Here is a 25,212-nt window from a genome sequence, read left to right as displayed (position 1 = left end):
TTTCATGCAGCCGCTGATCCTCTGGTTCCGCCGCGACCTGCGGCTGGACGACAACCCGATGCTAAGCGCCGCCGCCGAGACCGGCCGGCCGCTGATCCCGGTGTTCATCGCCGACGACAGCGTCACCGGGCTGGGCGCGGCGCCGCGGTGGCGGCTGGGGCAGGGGCTGGAGGTGTTCGGCAAGACGCTGGCGGACCATGGCTCGCGGCTGATCCTGCGGCGCGGGAACGCGCTGGAGGTGCTGCGCGATCTGGTGCGCGACACCGATGCCGCCGGCGTCTGGTGGGGGCGGCTTTACGATGCGCCGGCGCGCGCGCGCGACACCGAGGTCAAGCAGGCCCTGCGCGCGGCGGGGACCGAGGCGCAAAGCTTTGCCGGGCACACGCTGATCGAACCCTGGCAGGTGGCGACGGGCGAGGGCGGCCACTACAAGGTCTACACGCCCTTCTGGAAGGCGCTGTCGGCGCGCGGCGTGGCCGCGCCCTGCAAGGCGCCGTCGAAGCTGCAAGCGCCCGACAGCTGGCCAACCTCGGACAGCCTTGCCGACTGGGGGCTGGGCGCGGCCATGAACCGCGGGGCGGCGATCGTCGCGCGCCACGCTCGCGTCGGGTCGGCCGAGGCCGAGGCAAAGCTCGACGCGTTCCTCGACGGCGCGGTCGAGGACTACAGGACCGCCCGCGACTTTCCGGCGGGCGAGACGACCTCGCGCCTGTCCGAGAACCTGACGCTGGGCGAGATCGGCCCGCGCCGCGTCTGGTGGCGCACCCAGCGCCTGCTGGAACAGGACCGGGGCCACAAGGGGGCCGAGCATTTCCTGAAGGAGCTGGCCTGGCGCGACTTCGCGCATCACCTGGTCTTCCACACGCCCGAAATCACCAGCGGCAACTGGCGCCCGGAATGGGACGCCTTTCCCTGGCGCGACGACAATGCCGACGCCGAACGCTGGCGCCGCGGCCTGACCGGCGAGCCCTTCGTCGATGCCGGCATGCGCGAGATGTACGTGACCGGCACGATGCACAACCGAGCCCGGATGATCGTCGCCTCGTACCTGACCAAGCATCTGATGACGCACTGGAAAGTCGGCCTGAAATGGTTCGAGGACTGCCTGATCGATTGGGACCCGGCGTCGAACGCGATGGGCTGGCAGTGGGTGGCCGGGTCGGGCCCCGATGCCGCGCCCTATTTCCGCGTCTTCAATCCCGCCACGCAGGGCGAGAAGTTCGACCCCGACTGCACCTGGCGCCACCGCTTCATCGCCGAACTGGCCCGCAACCCCGGCGCCGACGCGCGCGCCTATTTCGACGCGGTGCCGCGGTCCTGGAAGCTGAGCCCCGACGCGCCCTATCCCGAACCGCTGGTCGATCTGGCCGAGGGGCGCAACCGCGCGCTGGCCGCCTACGAGCGGCATCGCGGCAAATGACGGCGACGTGATTTTTTCGTTGCGATTACATCCTTCTCGATTACGCTGATCGACAGTTCCGGGGACACCAGAGACAAGATGGACGCGTTCACCAGTACCGAAGGCCAGGGCAACCTGCCGCGATATTTCCGTCAGGCCTTCGAGCAGGCCCGCAGGATCACGCACGGGCGCCTCGACCTGGTCCTGCCCGACGGAAGGCGATTCCGCGCCCAGGGGCCGAAACCCGGCCCGGTGGCCGAGATCGTGATCCACAACCCCGACTGCTTCGCCCGCCTGATCCGCGAGGGGGATCTGGGCTTTTCCGATGCCTTCCTCGAAGGGTGGTGGTCGACGCCGGACTTGCAGTCCTTCATGGACCTGATCACCCACGACAACCCCGATGTCTACGAGGGCTACGGCGGCATGACGCTGGTGCGGCTCTATGAGCGGCTGCGCCACTGGCTGCGCGGCAACAGCCGCACACAGGCGAAGAAGAACATCGCCTATCACTACGACCTCGGCAACGATTTCTACGCGCACTGGCTCGACGACAGCATGACCTATTCCTCGGCGCTGTTCCGCACCGGGCAGGAAAGCCTGGAACGCGCGCAGGAGCAGAAATACGCGGCGCTGGTCGATTCGCTGCAACTGCAGGAGGGCGACCATGTGCTGGAGATCGGCTGCGGCTGGGGCGGGTTTGCCGAATACGCCGCCGGCAAGCGCGGGCTGAAGGTGACCGGGCTGACCATCAGCCAGGCGCAGCACGACTATGCCGTCGCCCGCATGCAGCGGGCGGGGCTGGCCGACCGGGTCGAGATCAAGCTCCAGGACTACCGCGACGAACGCGGCCAGTACGACGCCATCGCCTCGATCGAGATGTTCGAGGCGGTGGGCGAGAAATACTGGCCGGTCTATTTCGACACCTTGCGCGAACGGCTCAAGCCCGGCGCGCAGGCGACGCTGCAGATCATCACCGTGCCCGACGCGCGCTTCGACGCGTATCGTGCGGGCGTCGATTTCATCCAGAAATACATCTTTCCCGGCGGCATGCTGATCTCGCCCTCGCGCCTGCGGGCCGAGGTGGCGCGCGCCGGGCTGATCCCGCAGGGGTCTATCGAATTCGGCGAAAGCTACAGCCAGACCCTGCGCCGCTGGCACCAGACATTCCTCGACGGCTGGACGCGCATCCAGCCGCTGGGTTTCGACGACCGCTTTCGGCGGATGTGGGAATTCTACCTGACCTCCTGCGCGGCGTCCTTTCAGGCGGGGTTCTGCGACGTGACGCAGATCACCCTGCGCCGCCCGGCCTGATCCCGCCGGCCCAGCAAAAGGAAACGCGATGTTCACGCTGATCCGTCCCCTTTCGGCGCTGGTGCTGGCGATCCTGGCGATCGTCGCGGCCGAGGCCTACCGGCCGCTGTTCGCCGAGGGCGCGCAGCTTGGCGGGCTCAACCTGTGGGTTGCGGGGATCGCTGCGGTTATCGGCTTCGGCTATCTGGGGCCGCGCGTCGATCACGGGTTCTTCTGGACCCTGTACTATACCGCGCAGGCGGTCGTGCTGACGGCGCTGGTCGCGGCGCTGGGGGCGGCGCTGCGCATGGTCTTCGTCCACGGCTACCGGCGCGTGTACCGCGAGCCGATGGACGCGGTCGAGGGCTTCGTCGACCAGACGCTGCGGTTCATGGCGGTCGCGATGGATCGGTCGTTCCTGCTGCTGCTCGGCGGCGGGGCGCTGATCTGCGGGATTGTGCTCTGGCTGCTTTTCCGGTTACTCGAAAGGCGACGCCTTGCCCGCTGACGGGCCCCGACCCCCTTGGCCACCGGACGCTGTCCAGATCGCATGACCCCGCTTTTCGTCTTCGGCACCCTGCGCCACCTGCCGCTTCTGCGCGTGGTCGCCGGGGCGCGCGCGGTTCAGGTCGAAGCCGCGACGCTGCCCGATCACGCGGTGCTTCATGCCGTCGACCGGGCCGGCGCGGTGCAGGAATTCCCGGTCTGCCAGCCCCGGACCGGGGCGCAGGCGACGGGGCTGCTGCTGCGCCCCGACCCGGTGGTGCGCGCGCGGCTGGACGCCTACGAGCGGGTCTTCGGCTACGAGCTGGCCAGCGTCAGCGTGACCACCGCCAGCGGCCCGGTCGAGGCGCTGATCTACCGCCCCGAGCCCGGCGAATGGAACGGCGGCGCGCCGTGGTCGCTGGACGACTGGGCGCGCGACTGGGGGCGGGTGACCACCGCCACCGCCGCCGAGGTGATGACGCTGCTGCCGCAGACCGAGCCGCGCCACATCCGCACCCGCTACCGCATGCTGCAGGCCCGCGTGACCAGCCGCCAGCGCGCCGAGGCCGAGCCCGCGCCCGCCACCCTGCGCCGCGCCCCGGCCGGCGACGACGTGCAGATCGCCCGGCTACGCGCGCCCTATACCGGCTTCTTCGGGGTCGAGGAGGCCGATCTGCGCTTTCGCCGCTTCGACGGCGCGCTCAGCCGGCCGGTGACGCGCGCGGCCTTCGTGATGGCCGATGCGGTGACGGTGCTGCCCTACGACCCTGTGCAGGACCTGGTGCTTCTGGTCGAGCAGTATCGCTTCGGCGTGCACACCCGCGGCGACCGCAACCCCTGGGTGCTGGAAACCATCGCCGGGCGCATCGACGCCGGTGAGACGCCCGAGGACGCCGCGCGCCGCGAAAGCCTTGAGGAGGCGGGGCTGGAGTTGCGCGCCCTGCTGCCGGTGCCGGCGTTCTACCCCAGCCCGGCGGCGGTCAGCGAATTCATCCACGCCTATGTCGGGCTTGCCACGCTCGACCCCGGCACGCAGGCCACCGCCGGGCTGGAGACCGAGGCCGAGGATATCCGCCCGCACGTGCTGCCCTTCCCGCGGCTTCTGCACCTGATCGACAGCGGCGAGGTGGCGACCGCGCCGGTGCTGATCAGCGCGCTGTGGCTGGCCAGCCAGCGCGACGCGCTGCGCGCCGAAAGCCGCTGAGCGTTCAGGCCCGCCGCGCGGCCAGCCGCACGCAGGTCAGCGCGAGCGCCGCGCAGACCAGCGCGCCCAGCGCCAGCGGCGCGGCGGTGCCGTCGAAGGCGCGCGCGATGGGCGTGGCGATCACCGCCGCCGCCATCGTCGACACCCCGCCCATGACCGAGGTCGCCATGCCCGCGACATGGCCCAAGGGCTCCAGCGCCAGCGCGTTCAGGTTGCCGAAGATCAGCCCGATCGAGAAGAACTGCAGCCACATGAAGACGACGAAGGCGGGAAAGTCGACCATGCCCAGCATCATCAGCCCCAGGATCACCGCCGCCGAGCCGATCTGCGCGGCCAGCGCGATGGACAGCAGCCGCTGCATGCCCAGCCGCACCACCAGTTGCGCGTTGATCAGGCTGGCCGGGGCCGACAGCACCGCGACCAGCGCGAACCAGTAGGGAAATTCCGCCCCCCGCCCGAAAGTCTCGTCGAAGATCAAGGGGACCGAGGCCAGCCAGGCGAACATCGGCGCGAAGCTGAGCGACAGCGCCAGCAGGTAGAGGCGCACGCGCGCATGGCCCAGCACCTCGCGCAGCGCAAGCATCAGGTCGGTGGGGTGCAGGCGGCGGCGGTTCTCGGGCGCCAGCGTCTCGGGCTGGCGCAGCGCCAGCCACAGGCCCGAGGTCAGGCCGAAGACGAGAAAGCTCCAGAAGATCGCGCGCCAGCCGAAGGCCGCGTCGATCTGCGCCCCGATCAGCGGCGCGACGGCGGGCACCAGCACGAAGACCGCCATGGCGAACGACATCACCCGCGCCATGTGCCGCCCGACATAAAGGTCGCGCACCATCGCCTGGCTGACGACGCGCGGCGCGGCCGACCCCAGCCCCTGGATGAACCGCGCGATCAGCAGCATCTCCAGGCTGTCGGAGGTGGCGGCGACCGTGGCGGCGAGCATGTAGATCGCGATCCCGGTCAGGATCACCGGCTTGCGCCCGAACCGGTCCGAAATCGGCCCCGACAGGAACGTGCCGAGGCCGAGGCCCAGCACGAAGACCGTGATCACCAGCTGCGCGCGCCCCGGGTCGGGCGGCGACAACTCGTTCCCGATGACGCCAAGGACCGGCAGCATCGCGTCGATGGAAAACGCCACCGTGGCAAAGAGCAGCGCCAGCAGGGCGATGAACTCGCCGAACCGCATGGTGCGCGGCGGCGCGCTGGCCAGGCTCACGCGCGGCCCGCCATCTGGTCGATCACCTGCAGCCAGACATCGCGCGGCTGCGCGCCGTGCAGGACGTGCTGCCCGTCGATGATGAAGGCCGGCACGCCCGACAGGCCGCGGGCGCGGATATCGGCGTCGCGGGCGCGGATCTCCTCCACGTCGCCGTCGCTTTCCAGAAGGCGGGCGATCATCGCCGCATCCAGCCCCGCGGCCCCGGCGATGCCGGTCAGCACCTCCGGCTCGCCGATATCGGCGCCGTCGACGAAATAGGCGCGAAAAAGGGCGGCGACCACGGCGTTCTGCCGGCCTTCCAGCCCCGCCCAGTGGATCAGCCGGTGCGCATCCAGCGTCGAGGGCAGGCGCGTCTGCGCTGCAAAGTCGATCGGCACGCCCGCCGCCTCGGCCGCCTGCTGGATAGTCAGCATCCGCTTCACCGCGTCTTCCTTGCTGCCGAACTTCGCCTCCAGATAGGCGGCGCGGTCCATGCCGCCTGCCGGCATGTCGGGGTTGAGCATGAACGGGTGCCACTCGACCGCGAAGGGATGGTCGGCGCGGGCCTCCAGCGCCGCATCCAGCCCCGCCTTGCCGATGTAGCACCAGGGGCAGATCGGGTCGGAAAAGATGTCGAGGCGGATCATGCGCCCTCCTTCCAGGCGTCGCGCAGGGCGCGCCGGTTCAGCTTGTTGTTGGCGCCCTTGGGCAGGGTGTCGCGCGCGACGAACAGGCGCGGCTGCTTGTAGCGCGCCAGCAACTCCGCGCCATGCGCGGCCAGCGCCGCATCCTCCAGCGGCCCGGCGGCGGGCACGTAGAAGAGTGCGATGACGCTGACGCCTGCGCGCACCGGCAGTTCGACCGCGGCGCTTTCGCTTATGCCGGGGTGGGCGTCGAAGGCGCGCTCCACCTCCAAGGGCGAGACGCGAAAGCCGCCCGCGTTCAGCATGTCGTCGTCGCGGCCGAGGTAGCGGATCGCGCCGTCGTCGTCCATCGCCACCGTGTCGCCGGTCAGGAACCAGCCGCCCCGCATCCGCGCCGTGGTCTCCGCCTCGGCCCGCCAGTAGCCCAGCATCAGGCCCGGATCGTCCGCGCCCACCGCCATCTCGCCCGGCGTGCCGCGCGGCACGGGGTTTCCCTCCGGTCCCAGCACCGCGACGCGGCGTCCGGGCTGCGGATAGCCCGCCACGCCGGGGGGTGCGGGGCGTTCCGGGCTGGCCGAGACATAGGTGGATACTTCCGACATCCCCAACGCCTCGTAGATTTCGGTTCCGGTCGCCTCCTGCCAGGTGGCGCGCGTCGTCTCGGGCATCTTCTCGCCGGCGGAAAGGCCGTGGCGCAGGCGGGGCAGGGCGGGCACCGGCATCTTCAGCAACTGCCGGTAGACCCCCGGTGCGGCGGCAAAGATCGTCGCGTCGAAGCGCTTCATCAGAAGCGGCAGTTGCGCGGGCTCGATCCCGGCGTCGGGGATCAGGGCGGTGGCGCCGATCGCCCAGGGGTCCATAAGCCCGGTGCCCAGCGTATAGGTCCAGTTGAAGGCGCCGGCGTGCATCAGCCGGTCCTCGGCACGCAGCCCGTACCAGCCCGCCCACATCATCCGCCGCGCCCAGACCGCGCGATGGGCGTGCATCACCGCCCGCGCCCGCCCCGAGGTGCCCGAGGTGAAGACCATGTAGGCCAGCCGGTCGGGCGCGCCCCGGTCCCAGTCGCAGGGCGGCAGCGCCTGCCAGGCGGCCAGGTCGGCCGCGGCGATCACCCGCGCCGGATGGTCCGGCAGCGCGATGCCCGCGCCCGCGACCACTGCCGCGGGGTCCAGCAGCGCCGCCATGCCGGTGATCTCGGCCCCGGTCAGTTGCGAGGAGGTCGGCACCGGCACCACCCCCACCGCGATCGCGCCCAGATAGGCCAGCGGGAAATCGACCGTGTTGCCCAGCCGCAGCAGCAGCCGGTCGCCGGGGACCAGCCCCGCGCGCAGGAAGCCGGTGCCGATCCCGCGCACCGCCGCGGTCAGCCGCGCATAGGACCACCGCTCGGCCCCGGTCAGGCGCAGGACCTGCAGGGCGATCTTGTCGGGCGTGGCCGCGCCCGCGCCGAGGACGTATTCGGCCAGGTTGAACGGCGCGGGGGGCGGCGCAAAGGGCGCAGGGTCGGTGACGGACAGCATGGCCCCTGCTACGCCCGCCGCGCCGGGCAGGCAAGAGGCGGGCGGGCCGGTCGGGCCGCGGGGAGGCGTTCGCACCGCGTGCCGGCCATGCGCCCGATCATCCGAGCGAGCCGCCCGACCTTCGCCAGGACCGCTATCAAGAGGTTGAAATCAGATTAATTTTTTTCGGGATATCGAGCCATGTCAAGGGCTTGACCCCTCTGCTCAAGCTTGAGCAAACCCCCGGATTCGGGGCTCAGCGGAACCAGCTGCGCACCGCCACCGCACCGTCCGAAATGTCGCGCCCCATCCCCTCGACCGTGCCGCAGCCGGCCAGCAGCAGGACCAGACCCAGAACCGCAAGCCTCCGCATCGTCACTCCTCGTACCACCAGACCTCGGGCAGGAAGCCCGTCCAGTCGCCGTAAATTGGCAGCCGCTCGGGAAAATGCAACCCTTGCGCGATCGCGAGGCGCGACACCGGGGCAAACCAGAACGGCACCGCATAGCGCCCGGCCATCAGCGCCCGGTCCAGCGCGCGCACCGAGGCCGTGAACGTCTCGGCCGAACTCGTCTCGAGCATCGTGGTGATCATCGCCTCGACCGCCGCCGAGTCCACGCCGGGCAGGTTGCGCGTCCCCGGCGCCTCCACGCCTTGCGACCCCCAGTAGAGCCACTGCTCGTTACCCGGGCTCAGCGACATCAGGCGCACGAAATGCGTCATGTCGAAGTCGTAGGCATTGCTGCGCTCGACATATTGCGCGGGGTCGATCTGCAGCACGCGGGCAGAGATGCCCAGCCGATCCAGCGCCTCGATGTAGATCGCGGCGATGGCCTGCACCTCGGGCTGGCCCTGGCGCAACAGGATCTCGAAGCTCAGCGGCTGGCCGGCGGCGTTGCGCAGCCGACCGGTGGCATCGGGCTCCCATCCGGCGGCGGCCAGCTGGCGCGCGGCGATGCGCATGTTGCCCCGGTTCGCGCCGCCCTCGCTGACCGGCAGCGCGTAGCCGTCCAGCGCGCCGGGGGGCAGGGTGTCGGCAAAGGGCGCCAGCAGCTCGCGCACCTCGTCCGTCGCCGGGCCGGGCTGCATGCCCAGGTCGGAGTTGCCGAAATAGGAGGTGATGCGCGGCTCCAGCCCGCCGTTGATCACCTGGTTGATCCGCTCGAAATCGAAGGCATGGATCAGCGCGTCGCGCACCCGCCAGTCGTCGAAGGGCGCGCGCCTTGTGTTGATGACAAAACCGTTCATCCCCGACGGGCGCTGGTGCGGCACCTCCTCCAACCGCACGCGGCCGTCGCTTACGGCGGGAAAGTCGTAGCTGTCGACCCACCGCGCCGCATTGGGTTCGCGCCAGACCGAGATGTTTCCGGCCTTGAACGCCTCGAACGCGACCGCCGCGTCGCCGAAGAAGTCGTAGCGGATCTCGTCGAAATTGTGCTGCCCGGCAAAGACCGGCAGATCGGCGGCCCACCAGTCGGGGTTGCGGCGGAAGCTGACGAAGCGCCCCGGCTCGAACCGGTCGACGACATAGGGCCCCGATCCGACCAGCGGCTCCAGGCTGGACGCGCCGAAGCGGCGGTCTTCGAACTGCGCGCGCTGCAGGATCGGGCGCAGGCCCAGGATCAGCGGCAGTTCGCGGTCGGGTTCGGTGAAGGTCAGTCGGACGGACCGCGGCCCGGTCGCTTCCATCGTCGCGACCTTGTCCCAGGCGGTGCGAAAACGCGGGTGCCCTTCGGTGCCCAGCGTCTCGAACGACCAGATCACATCGTCGATGGTGACGGGGCTCTCGTCCGAGAATCGCGCCCCCTCGCGCAGGGTGAATTCGACGAAATCACGCGATTCGTTTGTCTCGACCGACTCGGCCAGCCCGGCGTAAAGCGTGAAGGGTTCGTCGTAGTTTCGCACCAGAAGACTTTGAACCGTGAGCAGGGAAACCCCCCAGGGGGCGGTGCCGGCCAGGATATAGGGGTTGAGCGAATCGAATCCCCCGGTTTCGGCGAAAACCACGCGCCCGCCCTTGGGCGAATCGCGATTCGCATGGGGCAGGGACACCATATCTGGGGGAAGCGCGGGGTCGCCGTACATAGCGATGCCGTGCCGGGGTTGCGCGGCCAAGGGGCTTGCTGCAGCTGCAAACACCGCCAGGCACACAACCCAAAGCCGAAACCTTCCGCGCATCATTCGCCTCATTGTGGTATGTCGCGCAACAATCGTGTCGCTTTGCCCGTTTTCGCCTGCCTACCCCGCGCCGGCCACGATTTCAAACTTTTAGCTTGGATCGTTCACGGGGATTGGATATAAAGAGGGCACTGCTCGATAGGTTTCTTGCCTGTATGAAACCTGCCTCAACGACTGACGCCCGCCTTGTGCGGGCGTTTTTTTTGGCCCGCCTCCGGGTGGTCTGGCAGCCCCCTCTGGCATCCCCCGGCGCGCCGGTTATGCTGCGCCGCGACATCAAGCAAGGGGAAAGCCATGAGCGACGGCAAGCTGCGCGGCAAGCGCGCGATCGTGACGGGGTCGAATTCGGGGATCGGGCTGGGCGTGGCCGAGGCCTTCGCGGCCGCGGGCATCGAGGTCGTGCTCAATTCGTTCACCGACCGGGACGAGGATCACGCGCTGGCGAAGGACCTGTCCGACCGCCACGGCGTCCCGGTGCGCTACATCGCCGCCGACATGTCGAAAGCCGACGACTGCCGCGCCCTGGTCGAGAAGGCCGGCGGCTGCGACATCCTGGTCAACAACGCCGGCATCCAGCACGTCGCCCGGATCGAGGAGTTCCCCGCCGGGAAATGGGACGCGATCATCGCCATCAACATGTCGTCGGCCTTCCACACCACCGCCGCCGCGCTGCCGGGCATGTATGACGCGGGCTGGGGCCGGGTGATCAACGTCGCTTCGGCCCACGGACTGACCGCCTCGCCCTACAAATCCGCCTATGTCGCGGCCAAGCACGGCGTCGTCGGGCTGACCAAGGTCACCGCGCTGGAGGCCGCCGGCCGCGGTATCACCGCCAATGCCATCTGCCCCGGCTACGTGCTGACGCCGCTGGTGGAATCGCAGATCCCCGACCAGATGAAGACCCACGACATGGACCGCGAAACCGTGATCCGCGAGGTGATGCTGCAACGCCAGCCGTCCAAGGAATTCGCCACGGTCGAGCAGATCGGCGGCACCGCGATTTTCCTCTGTTCCGACGCCGCCGCGCAGATCACCGGCACCACGATCAGCGTCGACGGCGGCTGGACCGCGCTCTGACCACGCAAACCGGTGCGCCGACCCCGCGACGCCGCCCCCCGACGTCGCCATTGAGGCGGCGTCGATTCGCCGCTAGAACGGTCCCGTCTCGCCGCGGGAGTGTTTGCGATGGTGTTCAGTTTCCTCAAGGGCCAGTTCATCGATGTCATCGAATGGCTCGATGACAGCCGCGACCGTCTGGTCTGGCGGTTCGAGCGTTACGGCAATTCGATCATGTACGGCGCCAAGCTGACCGTGCGCGAGGGGCAGGCGGCGGTCTTCATCCACGAGGGGCAGCTGGCCGATGTCTTCGGCCCCGGCCTCTATCAGCTGGAAACCAACAACCTGCCGATCATGACGGCGCTGCAGCACTGGGACCACGGCTTCAACTCGCCCTTCAAGTCGGAAATCTACTTCGTCAACACCCGCCGCTTTCCGGGCCTGAAATGGGGCACGCAGAACCCGATCATGCTGCGCGATCCGGAATTCGGCCCGCTGCGCCTGCGCGCCTTCGGCTCCTACGCCGTCCGCGTCGCCGATCCCGCCCGTTTCATGACCGAGATCGTGGGCACCGACGGCGATTTCACCGAGGACAAGATCGCCGGCCAGATCCGCAATATCGTCGTGCAGAAGGTCAGCCGCGTGCTGGCGGCAAGCGGCATCCCCGCGCTCGACATGGCGGCCAATACCAAGGACCTGTCGGAGATCGTTGCCAAGGCGATCGAACCCACGCTGACCGACTACGGGCTGTCGATGCCCGAGCTTTACATCGAGAACATCTCGCTGCCCGAGGAGGTCGAGAAGGTGCTCGACCAGCGCACCTCGATGGGGATTGCGGGGGATCTGAACAAGTACACCCAGTTTTCCGCCGCGCAGGCCATGCAGAAGGCCGCCGAACAGGGCGAAGGCGGCATGGGGACCGGCATCGGCATGGGCATGGGGATGGGCATGGGCCAGGCGATGGCCCAGGGCATGGCCGGGATGGGCCAGCAGCAGCCCCCCGCCGCGCCCCAGGCTTCGCCGCCCCCGCCGCCGCCGGCCGAAGCGCAGTGGCACTTGGCCGAAAACGGCCAGACCAAAGGCCCCTACGGCACGGCGCAGATCCAGCAGATGATCGCGCAAGGCGCCGTGACGCGCGACGCGATGGTCTGGACCGCGGGCCAGGACGGCTGGAAGAAGGCCGGCGACATCCCCGATCTGGCGCGGCTTTTCACCGCGCCGCCGCCCCCGCCGCCGCCCGCGGGATAAGCCGCAGGTGTCCGCGACCGGCGCCCCGGCAGAAACGCACCGCTTTCCCTGCGCGCAATGCGGCGCGCAGTTGCGCTATGCGCCGGGCCAGCGCCGCCTGACCTGCGAATACTGCGGCCACGAACAGCCCATCCCCTTCACCGACGCCGACCGGAACGCGGCGCTGGAAACCCACGCGCTGCAGACCGCGCTCGCCGATCGCCTGCCCGACGCCGCGATGGAGGAGACCCGCGTCCTCAACTGCGGCAATTGCGGCGCGCAGGTGCAGTTCGACCCGGCGCAGCATTCGGCGCAATGCCCGTTCTGCGCCTCGCCCGTGGTCGCCGACACCGGCACCCACCGCCACATAAAGCCCGCCGCCGTCCTGCCCTTCCGCCTGACCGAGGAGGAGGCCCACGGCGCCATGAACCGCTGGCTGCGCGGCCTCTGGTTCGCGCCGACCGAGCTGAAGAAATACGCCCGCCCCGACCGCAAGATGGACGGGCTTTACGTCCCCTACTGGGCCTTCGACGCCCGCTCGCGCGCCCGCTACACCGGCGAGCGGGGCGACGCCTATTACGAGACCCGCCGCGTCGGCAAGAAGACCGAGCGCGTGCGCCAGATCCGCTGGCGCCGGGTTTCGGGCAGCGTCCAGCGGCAGTTCCGCGACGTGCTGGTGATGGCCGCGCAGTCGCTGCCGCGCAAGTTCACGCGCGGGCTGGAACCCTGGATGCTGGCGGACCTCTCGCCCTACGACCCGCAATACCTCTCGGGCTTCCGGGCCGAGGGCTATACCGTCGATCTGGCCGACAGCCACCGCATCGCGCTCGAGCGCATGGAGGAGGTCCTGCGCCAGGACGTGCGCCGCGACATCGGCGGGGATGAGCAGCGCATCAGCAGCCTTGATGCGCAGCATGCCGACGAGCGCTTCAAGCACCTGCTGCTGCCGATCTGGATGGCCGCCTACCGCTACCGCGGGCGCAGTTTCCGCTTCGTCGTCAACGCCCAGACCGGCAATGTTCAGGGCGAACGTCCCTGGTCGGTCTGGAAGATCGCGGGCGCCATCGCGGCGGCGCTGGTCGCGGCGGCGCTCTTCGTCATCCTGGGCGAGGCGTTCTGATGCGCGCGCTCCTGCAACGCGTGACCGAGGCGTCGGTGACGGTCGAGGGGCAGGTGGTGGGCCGGATCGGCCCCGGCCTGATGATCCTCGTCTGCGCGATGCCCGGCGACGATGCCGCCCGCGCCGCGGCGCTGACCGAGAAGATCGCGAAGCTGCGCATCTTCCGCGACGACGCCGGCAAGATGAACCTGGCGCTGCCGCAGGCCGGCAACGCCGCGCTGGTTGTCAGCCAGTTCACGCTGGCCGCCGACACCTCACGCGGGAACCGCCCCGGCTTTTCCGGCGCCGCAGATCCCGAAAAGGGACAGGCGCTTTACACCCGTTTCGCCGATAGTCTGGCCGGGCAGGGCGTAACGGTCGAACGCGGCGTCTTCGGCGCCGAAATGCAGGTGGCGTTGGTCAACGATGGCCCGGTCACGATCTGGTTGGAAAACTGACGCTCTGCTTGGAGAAGGCAATGGACCTGAAGACCACGGATTTCACCCCGCAGGACTATGCCGCGCGCCTTGCCCGCATCCGTCACGGGATGGAGGCGGCGGGCGTCGACACGATGATCATCACCGACCCGTCGAACATGGCCTGGGCCACCGGCTATGACGGCTGGTCCTTCTACGTCCACCAGGCCGTCGTCGTCGGGTCCGAGGGCGCGCCGATCTGGTGGGGGCGCGGCATCGACGCGGCCGGCGCCCGGCGCACGATCATCGGCGCGCCCGATGACGCGATCCGTTCCTACGACGACAGCTACGTCCAGAACGACGACAAGCACCCGATGGAGACCCTGGCCAACCTGCTGGCCGAAAAGGAATGGGATTCCGGGGTGATCGGCGTCGAGCTTGAGAATTACTATTACTCCGCCAAGGCCCATGCCGTGCTGGTCGAGCATCTGCCGAAGGCCACGATCATCGACGCCACCGCCCTGGTCAACTGGCAGCGCACGGTAAAATCGCGGACCGAAATCGAACGCATGCGCCGCGCCGCCCGCATCGTCGAGGCGATGCACCACAAGATCCTGGAAGTGGCCGAACCCGGCCTGCCCAAGCACCAGTTGGTGGCCGAGATCCTGCGCGCCGCCGTGCTGGGCGCGGACGGGCATTGGGGCGATTACGCCGCCATCGTGCCGATGGCCCCGTCGGGGCTGGACGCGACCGCGCCGCATCTGACCTGGGACGACCGGCCGATGCAGAAGGACGAGTCGCACTTCTTTGAAATCGCGGGCGTTTACCGCCGCTACCATGTGCCCCTGTCGCGCACGCTCTATTTCACCGAACCGCCCACCAAGTACCGCCAGGCCGAAGCCGCCGTGCAGGAGGCGACCGAGGCCGGGCTGGCGCAGGCGCGCCCCGGCAATACCTGTGATGACATCGCAAACGCCTTCAACACCACGCTGGAACGGCATGGTTTCTACAAGGAAAATCGCTGCGGCTATTCCATCGGGCTAAGCTATCCGCCGGACTGGGGCGAACGCACCATGTCGCTGCGCCGCGGGGACGAGACGGTGCTGGAACCCGGCATGTGCCTGCACTTCATGCCCGCGCTCTGGCTGGACGACGGCGGGCTGGAGATCACCGAGAGCATCCTGATCACCGACACCGGGGTCGAGAAGTTCTGCTCCCTGCCCGGCGAGATCTTCCTGAAAACCTGAGGCGCGCCGCCGCGCAGCGCCGGTCCTGTTCGCGCCGCGGTCATCGCCGATATCGAACGCCGGGTGGCCTCCCGCGCGGGCTGAACCGGCGCCGATTCCGTCAACAAGGCGTTGTCGGGGCGTTCGGAACTGCCATACGTTTGCCATACGCTTGCCAGCCGCTTGCCATACGCCCGCCAGCACCCTGCCAGACGGGTTGCAGGGGGCGTTCAGGCCTGGTCCGACCGCTCCCGCGCCTGCCGCATCCACATCGCCGCATAGCGCCCGCCCTGCGTCAGAAGCGCCTCGTGCGTGCCTTCCTCGACCACCTCGCCGGCCTCCAGCACCACGATCCGGTCGGCATCGACCACGGTCGACAGCCGGTGCGCGATGGTGATCACCGTGCGCCCCTTGCCCATCGCGTTCAGGCTTTCCTGGATGTTCCCCTCGGTCTGCGTATCCAGCGCCGAGGTGGCCTCGTCCAGCAGCAGAATCGCGGGGTTTTTCAACAGGGTGCGGGCGATTCCGACGCGCTGCTTTTCGCCCCCCGACAGCTTCAGGCCACGCTCGCCAACCTGGGTTTTGTAGCCCTCGGGCAGGGTCTGGATGAAGTCGTGGATGCGCGCCGCGCGCGCCGCCGCCTCGACCTCGGCGCGCGTCGCGTCATTCTTGCCGTAGGCGATGTTGTAGTAGATCGTGTCGTTGAACAGCACCGTGTCCTGCGGCACCACCCCGATCGCCCGGTGCAAACTGTCCAGCGTCACATCCCGCACATCCTGCCCGTCGATCAGCAGCCGCCCGCCCGTTGCATCGTAGAACCGGAACAACAACCGCCCGATCGTCGACTTCCCCGACCCCGACGCCCCCACCAGCGCCACCTTGGCGCCCGCCGGCACGTCCAGAGTGATCCCCTTCAGGATCACGCGCTCGGGGTCGTAGGCGAAGCGCAGGTTCTCCAGCCGCACGGCGCCCCCCTTCAGTTTCAAGGGCTTGGCGTTCGGTGCTTCCACGACATCGGGTGGCTGGCCCAGCAGGCCGAACATCTCGCCCATGTCGACCAGCGACTGTCGGATTTCCCGATAGACCGTGCCGAGGAAGTTCAGCGGCATGGTGATCTGGATCATGTAGGCGTTGACCATGACGAAATCGCCCACCGTCAGCGCGCCCTGTTCCACCCCGATGGCCGCGAACACCATCACCACGACCAGCCCGGCGGTGATGATCGCGGACTGTCCGAAATTCAGGTAGGCCAGCGAATAGGCGGTCTTCAGCGCGGCGCGCTCGTAGCCCTCCATCGCGCCGTCATAGCGCTGCGCTTCGCGGTCTTCAGCGTTGAAATACTTGACGGTTTCGAAGTTCAGCAGGCTGTCGATCGCCTTCTGGTTGGCATCGGTGTCCTGGTCGTTCATCTGCCGGCGGATCTTCACCCGCCATTCGGTCACCTTGAACGTGAACCAGATATAGAGCGCGATGGTCACGACGATCGCCGCCAGATAGCGCGCGTCGAAGAGCACGACGAAGATGATCGCGATCAGCGCGAGTTCCAGCACCAGCGGCCCGATCGAGAAGATCAGGAAGCGCAACAGGAAATCGACGCCCTTGACCCCGCGCTCGATGATCCGGCTCAGCCCGCCGGTCTTGCGCGTCAGGTGATAGCTCAGGCTGAGGCGATGAATATGCGTGAAGGTCTCCAGCGCCAGCTTGCGCAGCGCACGCTGCCCGACGACGGCGAAGACCGCGTCGCGCAGTTGCTGGAACCCCACGTTCAGAAGCCGCGCCATGCCGTAGGCGACCGTCAGCCCCACCGCGCCCACGCCGACCAGCCAGCCGGTGCCGGCATCCGCGGGGGCAAGCGCATCGACCGCGGCGCGGTAGATCAGCGGCGTGCCGACCGCGACGAGCTTGGCCACCAGCAGGAGCAGAAGTGCGGTGACGACGCGGACCTTGACGCCCGTCTCGCCCTCGGGCCAGAGGTAGGGGCCGACCTTGCGGATCGTCGCCCAGCCCGAGGCCTCCTGCGCGGGACGGTCGGGCGGGGCGGCGTCGGGCGCATCGCTGGCGAGGGTCATGGCTGGCGTGTCCGTGGTCTGTGCCGCTGTCACCTAGTTCCTTGCGGGTGCGAAGGAAAGGGGCGGTTCAGTCCGGAACGACGAAGACCTGACCGGGATAGATCAGGTCGGGATCGCGGATCTGATCGACATTCGCGCGGTAGATCTGAACGTAACGCACGCCCTCGCCATATTGCGCGCGCGATATCCGCCAGAGCGAGTTGCCGGGCTGCACGGTGATCAGCCGCACCTCGGGCGCGTCGGTGGCGTCCGGGTCGTCGCCATCCGGGCGGGCAGGGGCGGGGGCCAGGGTTTCCGGCGCGGCGCGCTGGAACGGGGTTTCGAACCGCGTGGAAACGCGCCCGTCCGCGGCCAGCTGGTCGGCGCGCAGGGTATAGAGGCCGGGCGCCAGTTCCGGCACGGCGACGGACCATGCGCCGCGGTCGGCCTGCGCCAGCGCCAGGGGCCGGTTGTCGAGGTAAAGCTGCACCCGCGCCTCTGGATCGCCCCGACCGGCGCGCCCGGCGATGCGGACCGCGCCATCCTCGCCGTAGCTGATCGTCTCGATCACCACCGCGTCCGAGGTCTGCGGCGGCGGTTCGCCCAGATCCACCGCGCCGCTCGTGCGCAGCACGAAGGCCGGGGGCAGTGCCGGGGTGGCAGCCGGAGCCGCCGCCGCGGGCGGCGGCGCAAGCGCGCCGACCGGTGCCGTCGGGCTGTCCGCCTGCGCGCCGGCGGCGGAATTGGTGGCGGTCGCGTTGCGGGCAAGGTCGGGCAGGGCAAGATCGGGCAGGGGGGCGGTCTCGGTGCCTGGCGTCGGCGCGCGCCCCGGCGACGGGGCGGCGGGTCCGTTGGCCGGCGCCAGCAGGTCCGGCGCCGCGCCGTCGCGCCCGGCCGCGGCCGGGCGTTGCAGGGGCGGTGGGGGCGCCGGCGCCGCCAAGGCGGTCGCGTCGGCGTCGGGCAGATCCTCGCCCGTCGGGGCCGGTTCGCCCGGTGCCGCCGCGGGCAGGGGCACCGGGGCCGGGGCGACATCGCGCAGGGCGGTTTCGACCGCAGCTTCGGGCATGGCTTCGGTCTGCGGGATGTCCGGGGTTGGCTCGTCCGCTCTTTCATCGCGCCCCGGCTCCGCGGCAGCGGTTTCGACCGCTTCCTCTGGGTCGCGCAAGGCGATCTCGACCGGGGGTGCGGTTGTCTCGGCGTCCGCCGCCTCGGATAACGCCTCGGACGCCGTTTCGGGTGCCAGCGCCGTCAACGCCGGCGTGAGGCGCGGGGCGAGGATCACGGTATCTCCGGCGCGCGTCACCGCCCCTTCGCCACGGCGGCTTTCCAGCGTCATCGCCTGTGGATCGTCCGAGGGCGCGAGGGTGAACAGGATCACGAACTGCCCGGCCGCATCGGCCAGCGTCTCGGCCACCGCCTCGCCGTCGACGCGCAGCACCACCGAGGCGCCGGGCGCGGCGGTGCCCGCGACCAGCGCGCTGCCGTCAGCGGCCACGCGCACGACGTCGAAGGCGGGCGGCGTCGGGGCTTCGGCCTCGGCCGCGGCATCCGGGGCGGGTGCGGGTTCGGCGTCGACCGGTGCGTCCTCGACCGCGACTGCGGGCGGGGCGGAGGCAACGTCCGGTGCCACGTCTGGTGCGGGCGAGCGGTCGATCACCGTCACCACCGCAAAAGACAGCGCCGCGATGACACCGCCAATCAGGACCGTTCGCTGCAGGAAAGCCGACATTTTCAGTTTCCGTAAACCTTTATCGGTTGTAGCAACGCACCGTTGCCGCGGCAAAAGAATTCCGTCACCACCGACCCGCCATACGAAAGGGACCGTCCATGCAGGGCTTCAGCGCCTCGGTCTGCGTCTTTTGCGGCGCGCGCCCCGGCCGCGACCCCGCGCTGGTCGACGCTGCCCAGGCCACCGGCGCGATGCTGGCGCGCAATCGCTGGCGACTGGTCTTCGGTGCGGGCGATGTCGGCCTGATGGGCGAAGTGGCGCGCAGCGCCCGTGCCGCCGGCGGCGCATGCCTCGGCGTGATCCCGCAGCACCTGATGGCGCGCGAGGCCGCCGGGCGCGACCTGTCGGGTCTGGTGGTGACCGAGACGATGCACGAGCGCAAGAAGGTCATGTTTGCCAATTCCGATGCGCTGGTCGTCCTGCCCGGTGGCGCCGGCACACTGGACGAGTTCTTCGAAGTGCTGACCTGGGCGCAGATCGGCCTGCATGATAAGCCGATCCTGCTGCTGAACGCCGGCGGTTACTGGCAGCCGCTTCTGGCGCTGATCGACCATATCATCGCCCAGGGCTTCGCCGAACCGCCGCTGCGGGCGCTGTTTTCCGTGGCCGAGGACACCGCGGCGCTGGAAACGGGATTGCAGGCCTGCTTGGCGCCAGCGGATTGAGGCGGCGCGGGCGCTAGGCGCCGGGCTCCACGAAGTCGCGGGCGATGGTGCGCAGGATGACCAGCACGAGCCAGCGGATCAGGCTGTCGTCGTCCCGCTCCAGCGCATCGGGGTCGAGCGGCGCGATGCGCAGCGCCGCCAGTTCCGCCGCCAGCGACATCAGCGCGCGCTCCACCGCCTGAAGGTCATCGGGTAGGTCGCTTTCGGTGGGTGCCGGGCGGATCGCGCCGGGGGCAGGGGGCGGGGCGGAGGATGCACCGCGGCGCGCTTCAAGCGCATCGAGGGTGGCCAGCGCCTCTTGCGCCGTCGCCTGGGCCTGCGCCACCCGGTCTTCCAGCGTGGCAATGTCCGGTCGGTCGGCAAGGCGGGTTTCCTGCGCAAGACCGCGCAGTTGCACGACCAGAACGATCGCCAGTACCAGAACCAGCGCCAACAGCAGAAGCGTCGCGTTCAGCAGCGCCGCGCCCAGGCTGCGCAGCGTGCCCGGACGGGAGCCGGGTTCAGACGACATTGGGCAGCGCCCGGCCATCGCGGAAGGCGCGGGCATTCTCCAGCACCATCAGGCCCATCGCCTCGCGCACTTCCAGCGCGGCGGTGCCCAGGTGCGGCAGCAGCACGACATTTTCCATCGCGCGCAGCGCCTCGGGCACCTGCGGCTCGTGTTCGTAGACATCCAGGCCCGCGCCCGCGATCCGCCGCGCCCGGAGCGCGTCGATCAGCGCCGCCTCGTCGATCACGTCGCCGCGCGAGATGTTGACCAGATGCGCCTGCGGACGCATCGCCGCCAGCGCGTCGGCGTCGATCATGTGGTGCGTCGTGGGCGTAGCGGGAATGGCGAGCACGACGATATCTGCGGCGGCCATCACATCGATCAGCCGGGGCAGGGCACGCGCGTCCGGCAGGTCGGGCAGGGGGCGCGGGGTGCGGGTGTGATAGAGCACCTGCATGCCGAAGCCGAAATGCGCGCGCTTGGCGATCGCCTGTCCGATCCGGCCCATGCCGATCACGCCCAGCACCTTGCCGGTCATATGCAACCCCAGGAGTTGCGTCGGATGCCAGCCCTCCCACAGCCCGGCGCGGACCAGCCGCTCGCCCTCGCCAGCGCGGCGCGCGGTCATCAGCATCAGCGTCAGCGCGATATCGGCGGTGGCATCGGTGACAGCGCCCGGCGTGTTCGTCACCTCCAGCCCGGCGGCGCGGGCGGCCTCGACATCGATATGGTTGTAGCCGACACCGAAATTCGCCAGCAGCCGCGCCCGCGGTTTCGCCGCCGCGGCGAAGACTGGGGCCGAGAACATGTCGCCCAGCGTCGGCATGATCACGTCGGCCTCGGCCAGGGCTTCGTGCATCTCGGCCTTAGTCATCGGCGTGGTTGCCTGGCGCACGGTCAGGTCGAACCCTTCGCTGGCGGCGGCCACCACCCGGTCGGGCAGCGGACGCGAGAGATAGAGCTTCAGCACAACCGCGCCCCGTCCGGAACCGCGCGTTCCGGCGCGATCAGCACGATATCACCGTTGCCATCGGCCAGCCCGAGCACCAGCACCTCGGACCGGACCGGCCCGATCTGCCGGGGCGGAAAGTTGACGACGCCCAGCACCTGCCGGCCCACCAGATCCTCGGGCGCGTAATGCTCGGTGATCTGGGCCGAGGATTTGCGCTCGCCGATCTCGGGGCCGAAATCGACCCAGAGCTTGAACGCAGGCTTCTTCGCCTCGGGGAACGGCTCGGCGCGGGTCACGGTGCCGACGCGGATATCGACCTTCATGAAATCGTCGAAGGAGATGGTCATTGGTCCAGCTCCCGGGCGCGGGCAGCGGCGGCGGCGACGGCGCGCGGCAGCAGCGCGGGAAAGCCGGCCGCGGGGTCCATCAGCACCTCCAGCGCGGCGGCGGTGGTGCCGCCCGGGCTGGTCACGTTCTCGCGCAGCGTGCCGGGGTCCTCGGATGCTTCCTCGGCCAGCGCACCGGCGCCGGCGACGGTGGCGCGAGCCAGCTGCAGCGCCATGTCGGGTGGCAGGCCCTGCGCCGCGCCGGCCTCGGCCAGTGTCTCGATCAGGTGAAACACATAGGCCGGGCCCGAGCCCGAAACGGCGGTCACCGCATCCATCTGCGCCTCGCTCTCCAGCCGTACGGTCTGGCCGGCAGCGGCCATCAGCGCGTCGGCGAGGTCAAGCTGCGCGCCGCTGACGCCCGAGTTGCCGATCAGCGCGGTGATGCCGCGCCCGACGGCGGCGGGCGTGTTCGGCATCGCGCGCACGATCCGCGCCCCGGCGCCCAGGAACCCGGCCAGCCGGTCCAGCGAGGTGCCCGCGGCGATCGAGACGAAAAGCGTGCTCTCCGACGCCAGTTCCGCGATCTGCGGCAGCGCCTCGCCCATCATCTGGGGCTTCACCGCCAGCAGCACGACTGCGGGGTTCGGGGGCAGGGGGCCGTTCACCGCGACACCCGTGCCGCGCAACCAGTCCGAAGGGTGGGGTTCGATCACATGCACCGATTGCGGCTGCAACCCGCGTGCCAGCCAGCCCTTCAGCAGCGCCGATCCCATCTTGCCGCAGCCCAGCAGCACAAGGCCGCGCGCGTTCGTTTCCGTCAGGTCCATGCCACCCCCATGCGTTGCGGGGGCGAAGCTTAGGCCCGGCCGTATCCGCGTGCAATGGCCAGATCGAGCGCCTGCGCCGGCGACCTGTCGCCCCAGCAGACCAGCTGGAAGGCGGGGTAGAACCGCTCGCAGGCCTCGACCGCGGTGCGGATCATCTGGTCGATCTGCTCGGGTGCCGCGATCTGGTCGCCGGCCAGCAGCAAACCGTAGCGCCAGACCATCAGGCGCTGGCTTTCCCACCAGGTAAAAGCGCCGCCCCAGCAAAGGTCGTTGGCGCTGTTCAGCACCGTCATCAGCGCCGGGCGCCGGTCTTCTGGCGGGTCCAGCTCGAACGTGCAGATCAGTCGCAGGGTCGCATCGCTGGGCGACCAGGCCAGCGTCAGCGCATAGGTGCGCCAGCTGCCCTCCACCGACATCGCGATCTGGTCGTCGCCGACGCGGTCGAACTCCCAAGCGTGGTGCTCGGCCAGCGTCTCGACAATGTCGATCGGATGGATCTCGTCGGTGAGGATGCTGTCTTCCCAAAGCGACATGGCCTGGCCTTTCCGCAATCTTGGGCCGCCTCGTGCCATGCCCACAACTGACTGGGGACAAGGCAAGGTACGGCACGGTACGACACCACCCGTACCAGATATGGTGTGTGAAAAGCGAGGGCCTGTAAAGAGAAATCTGGGGATACAATCCTGGGGTGCAGCACTTTTTGACGGAACAGCCGCTTCTTTGTCACCGGCCCATGCGCCTGGCTTGATCGCGCCGGGCGAAGCGGCTAGACCGCGCGGCCACGCAGAACGGAAAGGGCAAGAATGGCACGCGGGCACAAGGGACGCGCGATCTCGGGCTGGCTGGTGGTCGACAAGCCCGCCGGCGTCACCTCGACCTCGGTCGTGGGCAAGGTCCGTTGGGCGCTTAAGGCCGCCAAGGCCGGCCACGCCGGGACGCTGGACCCGTCGGCGACCGGGGTTCTGGCGGTGGCCCTGGGCGAGGCGACAAAGACCGTGCCCTTCGTCACCGACGCGCTGAAATGCTACCGCTTCGGCGTGCGCTTCGGCCAGGCGACCACCACCGATGACGCCGAGGGCGCGGTGATCGCCCAATCCGACGCGCGGCCCACCGACGCCCAGATCGAGGCCGCGCTGCCCGCGTTCCGCGGCCAGGTCCAGCAGGTCCCGCCGCAATTCTCGGCCGTCAAGGTCGAGGGCGAGCGCGCCTATGACATCGCGCGCGCGGGCGAGGCGATGGACCTGGCGGCGCGGCCCTTGTTCGTCGAACGTCTGGACCTGGTCGTGCGCACTGATGCCGATCACGCGGAATTCGAGATGGTCTGCGGCAAGGGCGGCTATGTGCGTGCCATCGCGCGCGACCTCGGCCAGGCGCTGGGCTGCCACGGGCACGTCACCTGGCTGCGGCGTACCTGGTCCGGTCCGTTCGAGGCGAGCAACGGGATCACGCTCGATCAGATCGAGGCGCTGGCCGGCACGCCCGAACTCGACCAGCACGTGCTGCCGCTGGAGGTCGCGCTGCGCGATCTGCCCGAAGTCGTGCTGAACCTCGAAGGCGTGACCCGTGTGCGCAACGGCAACCCCGGCACCGTCATCCGCTCGGACGCGGAATTCGGGGAGACCTGCTGGGCAAGCTATCAGGGGACCGCCGTTGCGGTCGGCGCCTACATGGGCGGCGTGCTGCATCCCAGCCGTGTCTTCGTGACGGAAAAGGCCTGAGGTCGGAGCGAACGACACCGCACGTATTAATTACATAATACAGATTATTCGCCAAATGTATGCGCTCTACCGATCTCCTCACGATACCAGGCAGAAAGGTGATTGTCGCCGGCACGCCCCCTGAACCCCTCTCGTGGCAAATGCGGTATTTCTCGATGAATTCGGTTTCCTGCGGAGACTTATTTCTGTCGCCTGGTAGCTCCCGCGATATCCAGAAGTATGGCGGCGGTCTGCTGCGGTTCCCAGTCGGCCCTTCGATGCTGTTGGCATAGCTCGTTGCGGCCGCACCGGTTGGCCCTGCTACCGCGGCGCATCGCTTCTTGAAAGCGTCCGTCAGACAGTGCTAGCCGGAGAAGCGAGACTTGGCCCGCCCGACACTCCGAACCCGAAATTCCCGTCCCAGATGAAAGCCGTCCGGATGCGCCTTTTGCCCCTGTTCCTTGCCGCCAGCTTCCTCGCCGCCTTAGCGCCGCGGGCCGAGGCCGGCGCGCAGCTCTCCCTCCGGCTGGATCAGGTCACGCAGATGCAGGCCCAGTGTCAGCTGGTCTTCGTGCTGGAAAGCGGGCTCGACACCGCCATAGACGATCTGCGCGCCGAAACCGTACTTCTGACGCCCGAAAACCGAGTCCTGCGCCTGACGCTGCTGGATTTTCAGTCGCTGCCGCAGAACGGCCTGCGTGTGCGCAGCTTCAACCTGCCGGACGTCGACTGCGCGCAGGTCGGGCGCGTTCTGATCAACGCCATCAGCAGCTGCACGCCGCTCGATGCGGACCAGTGCAGCGACGCGCTCGTGGTGCACAGCGACACCGATATCGAGGTGCTGAAATGACCGCGCGCGACGCCTATCTGCCCGAAGGTCTCGGCGCGCTTCTGGACCTTGGCGGCCCGGTGGTCATGCTACTTCTGCTGATGTCCGTGGTCGCCGTGGCGCTGGTCCTGTGGAAGCTGATGCAGTTTCGCCGCGCCGCGGTGGGCCGTCACGCGGAACTTGCCGCGGCGCTGGCCGAACTGGACCGCGGTCGAGTAACCGCCGCGCTGCGCCAGGCAGGCGAAAGCCCCAGCCATCTGGCGCCGCTGACCATCGTCGCGCTCGGCGCCTCGCAGGAACCCGCTGCGACCGAAGCGCTGCGCGCGCGCCTGACCGGCCTGGCCGAGGCCGCGATCGCGCGCTTGCAATCGGGGTTTCGCGCGCTCGACAGCATCGCGCAGGTGGCGCCGCTTCTGGGCCTTTTCGGCACCGTGCTGGGCATGATCAGTGCCTTCCAATCGCTGCAGGAGGCCGGCGCCGCGGTCGATCCCGCAGCACTGGCCGGCGGAATCTGGGTGGCCCTGCTGACCACGGCGGTCGGGCTGGGCGTGGCGATGCCCGCAGCGCTGGCGCTGACCTGGCTGGAATCCCGCGTCGCGCGCGAATCGCGGATGGCGATGCAGATCATCGATGTCGCGCTTTACGCCGGCCTCGCCCCGCCGACCGAGGTGTCGGCGCGTCACCCGGCCGAAGGCGCCCTGCCCGACCGCGCCGCACGCCATGTGTGACCCGT

At 69.3% G+C, this 25,212-nt stretch carries 24 protein-coding genes; 13 read left to right on the top strand and 11 right to left on the bottom strand.

Going from position 1 to position 25,212, the window contains the following annotated elements; all coding sequences use genetic code 11:
* Positions 1 to 4: 4 nt before the first annotated feature.
* The 4 genes from IM708_RS07405 to IM708_RS07390 all read left to right on the top strand — a co-directional run bounded on the left by IM708_RS07405 (position 5) and on the right by IM708_RS07390 (position 4,379).
* A complete protein-coding gene (locus IM708_RS07405) occupies positions 5 to 1,420 on the top strand; it encodes a deoxyribodipyrimidine photo-lyase (protein ID WP_209425702.1) in 1,416 nt (471 codons plus the stop codon).
* A 78-nt stretch (positions 1,421 to 1,498) separates the two neighbouring features.
* Positions 1,499 to 2,710 carry a cyclopropane-fatty-acyl-phospholipid synthase family protein gene (locus tag IM708_RS07400; RefSeq protein ID WP_209425701.1) on the top strand — a complete coding sequence of 404 codons (1,212 nt, stop codon included), beginning with the start codon at positions 1,499 to 1,501 and terminating at the stop codon, positions 2,708 to 2,710.
* A 28-nt stretch (positions 2,711 to 2,738) separates the two neighbouring features.
* Positions 2,739 to 3,197 carry a TrgA family protein gene (locus tag IM708_RS07395; RefSeq protein ID WP_209425700.1) on the top strand — a complete coding sequence of 153 codons (459 nt, stop codon included), beginning with the start codon at positions 2,739 to 2,741 and terminating at the stop codon, positions 3,195 to 3,197.
* A 42-nt stretch (positions 3,198 to 3,239) separates the two neighbouring features.
* Positions 3,240 to 4,379 carry an NUDIX domain-containing protein gene (locus IM708_RS07390; RefSeq protein WP_209425699.1) on the top strand — a complete coding sequence of 380 codons (1,140 nt, stop codon included), beginning with the start codon at positions 3,240 to 3,242 and terminating at the stop codon, positions 4,377 to 4,379.
* A gap of 4 nt (positions 4,380 to 4,383) precedes the next feature.
* On the opposite strand, the gene IM708_RS07385 is transcribed toward IM708_RS07390, so the two are convergent.
* The 4 genes from IM708_RS07385 to IM708_RS07370 all read right to left on the bottom strand — a co-directional run bounded on the left by IM708_RS07385 (position 4,384) and on the right by IM708_RS07370 (position 9,796).
* Entirely contained in the window at positions 4,384 to 5,586 is a 1,203-nt protein-coding gene (locus IM708_RS07385; protein WP_348524951.1) for a multidrug effflux MFS transporter, read from the bottom strand.
* Entirely contained in the window at positions 5,583 to 6,215 is a 633-nt protein-coding gene (locus IM708_RS07380; protein ID WP_209425698.1) for a DsbA family oxidoreductase, read from the bottom strand. The genes IM708_RS07385 and IM708_RS07380 overlap by 4 nt, the downstream gene beginning before the upstream one ends.
* Complete coding sequence (locus IM708_RS07375) at positions 6,212 to 7,732, bottom strand: class I adenylate-forming enzyme family protein (protein WP_209425697.1); 1,521 nt, start codon at positions 7,730 to 7,732, stop codon at positions 6,212 to 6,214. The genes IM708_RS07380 and IM708_RS07375 overlap by 4 nt, the downstream gene beginning before the upstream one ends.
* Before the next feature lie 354 nt (positions 7,733 to 8,086).
* The gene (locus IM708_RS07370) at positions 8,087 to 9,796 is read right to left on the bottom strand and encodes an extracellular solute-binding protein (RefSeq protein WP_209425763.1); all 1,710 of its coding nucleotides are present in this window, start codon (positions 9,794 to 9,796) and stop codon (positions 8,087 to 8,089) included.
* 387 nt (positions 9,797 to 10,183) lie between these two features.
* On the opposite strand from IM708_RS07370, the gene IM708_RS07365 reads away from it, so the two are divergent.
* The 5 genes from IM708_RS07365 to IM708_RS07345 all read left to right on the top strand — a co-directional run bounded on the left by IM708_RS07365 (position 10,184) and on the right by IM708_RS07345 (position 14,934).
* A complete protein-coding gene (locus IM708_RS07365) occupies positions 10,184 to 10,966 on the top strand; it encodes a 3-hydroxybutyrate dehydrogenase (protein WP_209425696.1) in 783 nt (260 codons plus the stop codon).
* Positions 10,967 to 11,074: 108 nt separating this feature from the next.
* The gene (locus IM708_RS07360) at positions 11,075 to 12,193 is read left to right on the top strand and encodes an SPFH domain-containing protein (protein WP_209425695.1); all 1,119 of its coding nucleotides are present in this window, start codon (positions 11,075 to 11,077) and stop codon (positions 12,191 to 12,193) included.
* A 7-nt stretch (positions 12,194 to 12,200) separates the two neighbouring features.
* Positions 12,201 to 13,292 (top strand): primosomal protein N' (replication factor Y) - superfamily II helicase, encoded by a 1,092-nt coding sequence (locus tag IM708_RS07355; protein ID WP_209425694.1) that lies wholly within the window; start codon positions 12,201 to 12,203, stop codon positions 13,290 to 13,292.
* On the top strand, positions 13,292 to 13,729 hold the full coding sequence (gene dtd / locus IM708_RS07350; RefSeq protein ID WP_209425693.1) for a D-aminoacyl-tRNA deacylase: 438 nt from the start codon (positions 13,292 to 13,294) through the stop codon (positions 13,727 to 13,729). Before IM708_RS07355 ends, dtd begins: the two co-directional genes overlap by 1 nt.
* A gap of 20 nt (positions 13,730 to 13,749) precedes the next feature.
* Entirely contained in the window at positions 13,750 to 14,934 is a 1,185-nt protein-coding gene (locus IM708_RS07345; RefSeq protein ID WP_209425692.1) for a M24 family metallopeptidase, read from the top strand.
* Between the two features lie 209 nt (positions 14,935 to 15,143).
* On the opposite strand, the gene IM708_RS07340 is transcribed toward IM708_RS07345, so the two are convergent.
* Both IM708_RS07340 and IM708_RS07335 read right to left on the bottom strand, forming a co-directional pair.
* Positions 15,144 to 16,982 carry an ABC transporter ATP-binding protein/permease gene (locus IM708_RS07340; protein WP_209425691.1) on the bottom strand — a complete coding sequence of 613 codons (1,839 nt, stop codon included), beginning with the start codon at positions 16,980 to 16,982 and terminating at the stop codon, positions 15,144 to 15,146.
* Between the two features lie 67 nt (positions 16,983 to 17,049).
* A complete protein-coding gene (locus IM708_RS07335; protein ID WP_209425690.1) occupies positions 17,050 to 18,690 on the bottom strand; it encodes a LysM peptidoglycan-binding domain-containing protein in 1,641 nt (546 codons plus the stop codon).
* 98 nt (positions 18,691 to 18,788) lie between these two features.
* Here IM708_RS07335 and IM708_RS07330 point away from each other — a divergent pair, with 98 nt between their 5' ends.
* Complete coding sequence (locus tag IM708_RS07330) at positions 18,789 to 19,355, top strand: TIGR00730 family Rossman fold protein (protein ID WP_209425689.1); 567 nt, start codon at positions 18,789 to 18,791, stop codon at positions 19,353 to 19,355.
* A gap of 13 nt (positions 19,356 to 19,368) precedes the next feature.
* Here IM708_RS07330 and IM708_RS07325 read toward each other — a convergent pair whose 3' ends face one another.
* From IM708_RS07325 to IM708_RS07305, 5 genes are read right to left on the bottom strand one after another with little or no spacing between them, the layout of a single operon-like run.
* Positions 19,369 to 19,866 (bottom strand): hypothetical protein, encoded by a 498-nt coding sequence (locus IM708_RS07325; RefSeq protein ID WP_209425688.1) that lies wholly within the window; start codon positions 19,864 to 19,866, stop codon positions 19,369 to 19,371.
* Positions 19,856 to 20,812 carry a D-glycerate dehydrogenase gene (locus IM708_RS07320; protein ID WP_209425762.1) on the bottom strand — a complete coding sequence of 319 codons (957 nt, stop codon included), beginning with the start codon at positions 20,810 to 20,812 and terminating at the stop codon, positions 19,856 to 19,858. Before IM708_RS07320 ends, IM708_RS07325 begins: the two co-directional genes overlap by 11 nt.
* Positions 20,809 to 21,144 carry a tRNA-binding protein gene (locus IM708_RS07315; RefSeq protein ID WP_209425687.1) on the bottom strand — a complete coding sequence of 112 codons (336 nt, stop codon included), beginning with the start codon at positions 21,142 to 21,144 and terminating at the stop codon, positions 20,809 to 20,811. The genes IM708_RS07320 and IM708_RS07315 overlap by 4 nt, the downstream gene beginning before the upstream one ends.
* The gene (proC, locus tag IM708_RS07310; RefSeq protein WP_209425686.1) at positions 21,141 to 21,953 is read right to left on the bottom strand and encodes a pyrroline-5-carboxylate reductase; all 813 of its coding nucleotides are present in this window, start codon (positions 21,951 to 21,953) and stop codon (positions 21,141 to 21,143) included. Before proC ends, IM708_RS07315 begins: the two co-directional genes overlap by 4 nt.
* A gap of 29 nt (positions 21,954 to 21,982) precedes the next feature.
* On the bottom strand, positions 21,983 to 22,486 hold the full coding sequence (locus IM708_RS07305) for a YbjN domain-containing protein (RefSeq protein ID WP_209425685.1): 504 nt from the start codon (positions 22,484 to 22,486) through the stop codon (positions 21,983 to 21,985).
* A gap of 270 nt (positions 22,487 to 22,756) precedes the next feature.
* Between IM708_RS07305 and truB the strand changes: the two genes are divergently transcribed.
* The 3 genes from truB to IM708_RS07290 all read left to right on the top strand — a co-directional run bounded on the left by truB (position 22,757) and on the right by IM708_RS07290 (position 25,207).
* On the top strand, positions 22,757 to 23,671 hold the full coding sequence (gene truB, locus IM708_RS07300; RefSeq protein ID WP_209425684.1) for a tRNA pseudouridine(55) synthase TruB: 915 nt from the start codon (positions 22,757 to 22,759) through the stop codon (positions 23,669 to 23,671).
* A gap of 418 nt (positions 23,672 to 24,089) precedes the next feature.
* Positions 24,090 to 24,500, top strand: a complete 411-nt coding sequence (locus IM708_RS07295) for a hypothetical protein (RefSeq protein ID WP_209425683.1) — start codon at positions 24,090 to 24,092, stop codon at positions 24,498 to 24,500.
* Positions 24,497 to 25,207, top strand: a complete 711-nt coding sequence (locus tag IM708_RS07290) for a MotA/TolQ/ExbB proton channel family protein (protein ID WP_209425682.1) — start codon at positions 24,497 to 24,499, stop codon at positions 25,205 to 25,207. The genes IM708_RS07295 and IM708_RS07290 overlap by 4 nt, the downstream gene beginning before the upstream one ends.
* Positions 25,208 to 25,212 lie beyond the last annotated feature (5 nt).

Source organism: Pararhodobacter sp. SW119 (assembly GCF_017811755.1).
Lineage (GTDB): Bacteria > Pseudomonadota > Alphaproteobacteria > Rhodobacterales > Rhodobacteraceae > Pararhodobacter.
The sequence above is the reverse complement of the archived record's forward strand: the minus strand, read 5'-3'. Positions and strand labels throughout refer to the sequence as shown.

Excerpts from the sequence above, each read along its gene's own strand:
- IM708_RS07405 (WP_209425702.1), top strand. The coding sequence starts at position 5 with ATGCAGCCGCTGATCCTCTGGTTCCGCCGCGACCTGCGGCTGGACGAC.
- IM708_RS07400 (WP_209425701.1), top strand. The coding sequence starts at position 1,499 with ATGGACGCGTTCACCAGTACCGAAGGCCAGGGCAACCTGCCGCGATAT.
- IM708_RS07395 (WP_209425700.1), top strand. The coding sequence starts at position 2,739 with ATGTTCACGCTGATCCGTCCCCTTTCGGCGCTGGTGCTGGCGATCCTG.
- IM708_RS07390 (WP_209425699.1), top strand. The coding sequence starts at position 3,240 with ATGACCCCGCTTTTCGTCTTCGGCACCCTGCGCCACCTGCCGCTTCTG.
- IM708_RS07380 (WP_209425698.1), bottom strand. The coding sequence starts at position 6,215 with ATGATCCGCCTCGACATCTTTTCCGACCCGATCTGCCCCTGGTGCTAC.
- IM708_RS07375 (WP_209425697.1), bottom strand. The coding sequence starts at position 7,732 with ATGCTGTCCGTCACCGACCCTGCGCCCTTTGCGCCGCCCCCCGCGCCG.
- IM708_RS07370 (WP_209425763.1), bottom strand. The coding sequence starts at position 9,796 with ATGTACGGCGACCCCGCGCTTCCCCCAGATATGGTGTCCCTGCCCCAT.
- IM708_RS07365 (WP_209425696.1), top strand. The coding sequence starts at position 10,184 with ATGAGCGACGGCAAGCTGCGCGGCAAGCGCGCGATCGTGACGGGGTCG.
- IM708_RS07360 (WP_209425695.1), top strand. The coding sequence starts at position 11,075 with ATGGTGTTCAGTTTCCTCAAGGGCCAGTTCATCGATGTCATCGAATGG.
- dtd (WP_209425693.1), top strand. The coding sequence starts at position 13,292 with ATGCGCGCGCTCCTGCAACGCGTGACCGAGGCGTCGGTGACGGTCGAG.
- IM708_RS07345 (WP_209425692.1), top strand. The coding sequence starts at position 13,750 with ATGGACCTGAAGACCACGGATTTCACCCCGCAGGACTATGCCGCGCGC.
- IM708_RS07340 (WP_209425691.1), bottom strand. The coding sequence starts at position 16,982 with ATGACCCTCGCCAGCGATGCGCCCGACGCCGCCCCGCCCGACCGTCCC.
- IM708_RS07335 (WP_209425690.1), bottom strand. The coding sequence starts at position 18,690 with ATGTCGGCTTTCCTGCAGCGAACGGTCCTGATTGGCGGTGTCATCGCG.
- IM708_RS07330 (WP_209425689.1), top strand. The coding sequence starts at position 18,789 with ATGCAGGGCTTCAGCGCCTCGGTCTGCGTCTTTTGCGGCGCGCGCCCC.
- IM708_RS07325 (WP_209425688.1), bottom strand. The coding sequence starts at position 19,866 with ATGTCGTCTGAACCCGGCTCCCGTCCGGGCACGCTGCGCAGCCTGGGC.
- IM708_RS07315 (WP_209425687.1), bottom strand. The coding sequence starts at position 21,144 with ATGACCATCTCCTTCGACGATTTCATGAAGGTCGATATCCGCGTCGGC.
- proC (WP_209425686.1), bottom strand. The coding sequence starts at position 21,953 with ATGGACCTGACGGAAACGAACGCGCGCGGCCTTGTGCTGCTGGGCTGC.
- IM708_RS07305 (WP_209425685.1), bottom strand. The coding sequence starts at position 22,486 with ATGTCGCTTTGGGAAGACAGCATCCTCACCGACGAGATCCATCCGATC.
- truB (WP_209425684.1), top strand. The coding sequence starts at position 22,757 with ATGGCACGCGGGCACAAGGGACGCGCGATCTCGGGCTGGCTGGTGGTC.
- IM708_RS07295 (WP_209425683.1), top strand. The coding sequence starts at position 24,090 with ATGCGCCTTTTGCCCCTGTTCCTTGCCGCCAGCTTCCTCGCCGCCTTA.
- IM708_RS07290 (WP_209425682.1), top strand. The coding sequence starts at position 24,497 with ATGACCGCGCGCGACGCCTATCTGCCCGAAGGTCTCGGCGCGCTTCTG.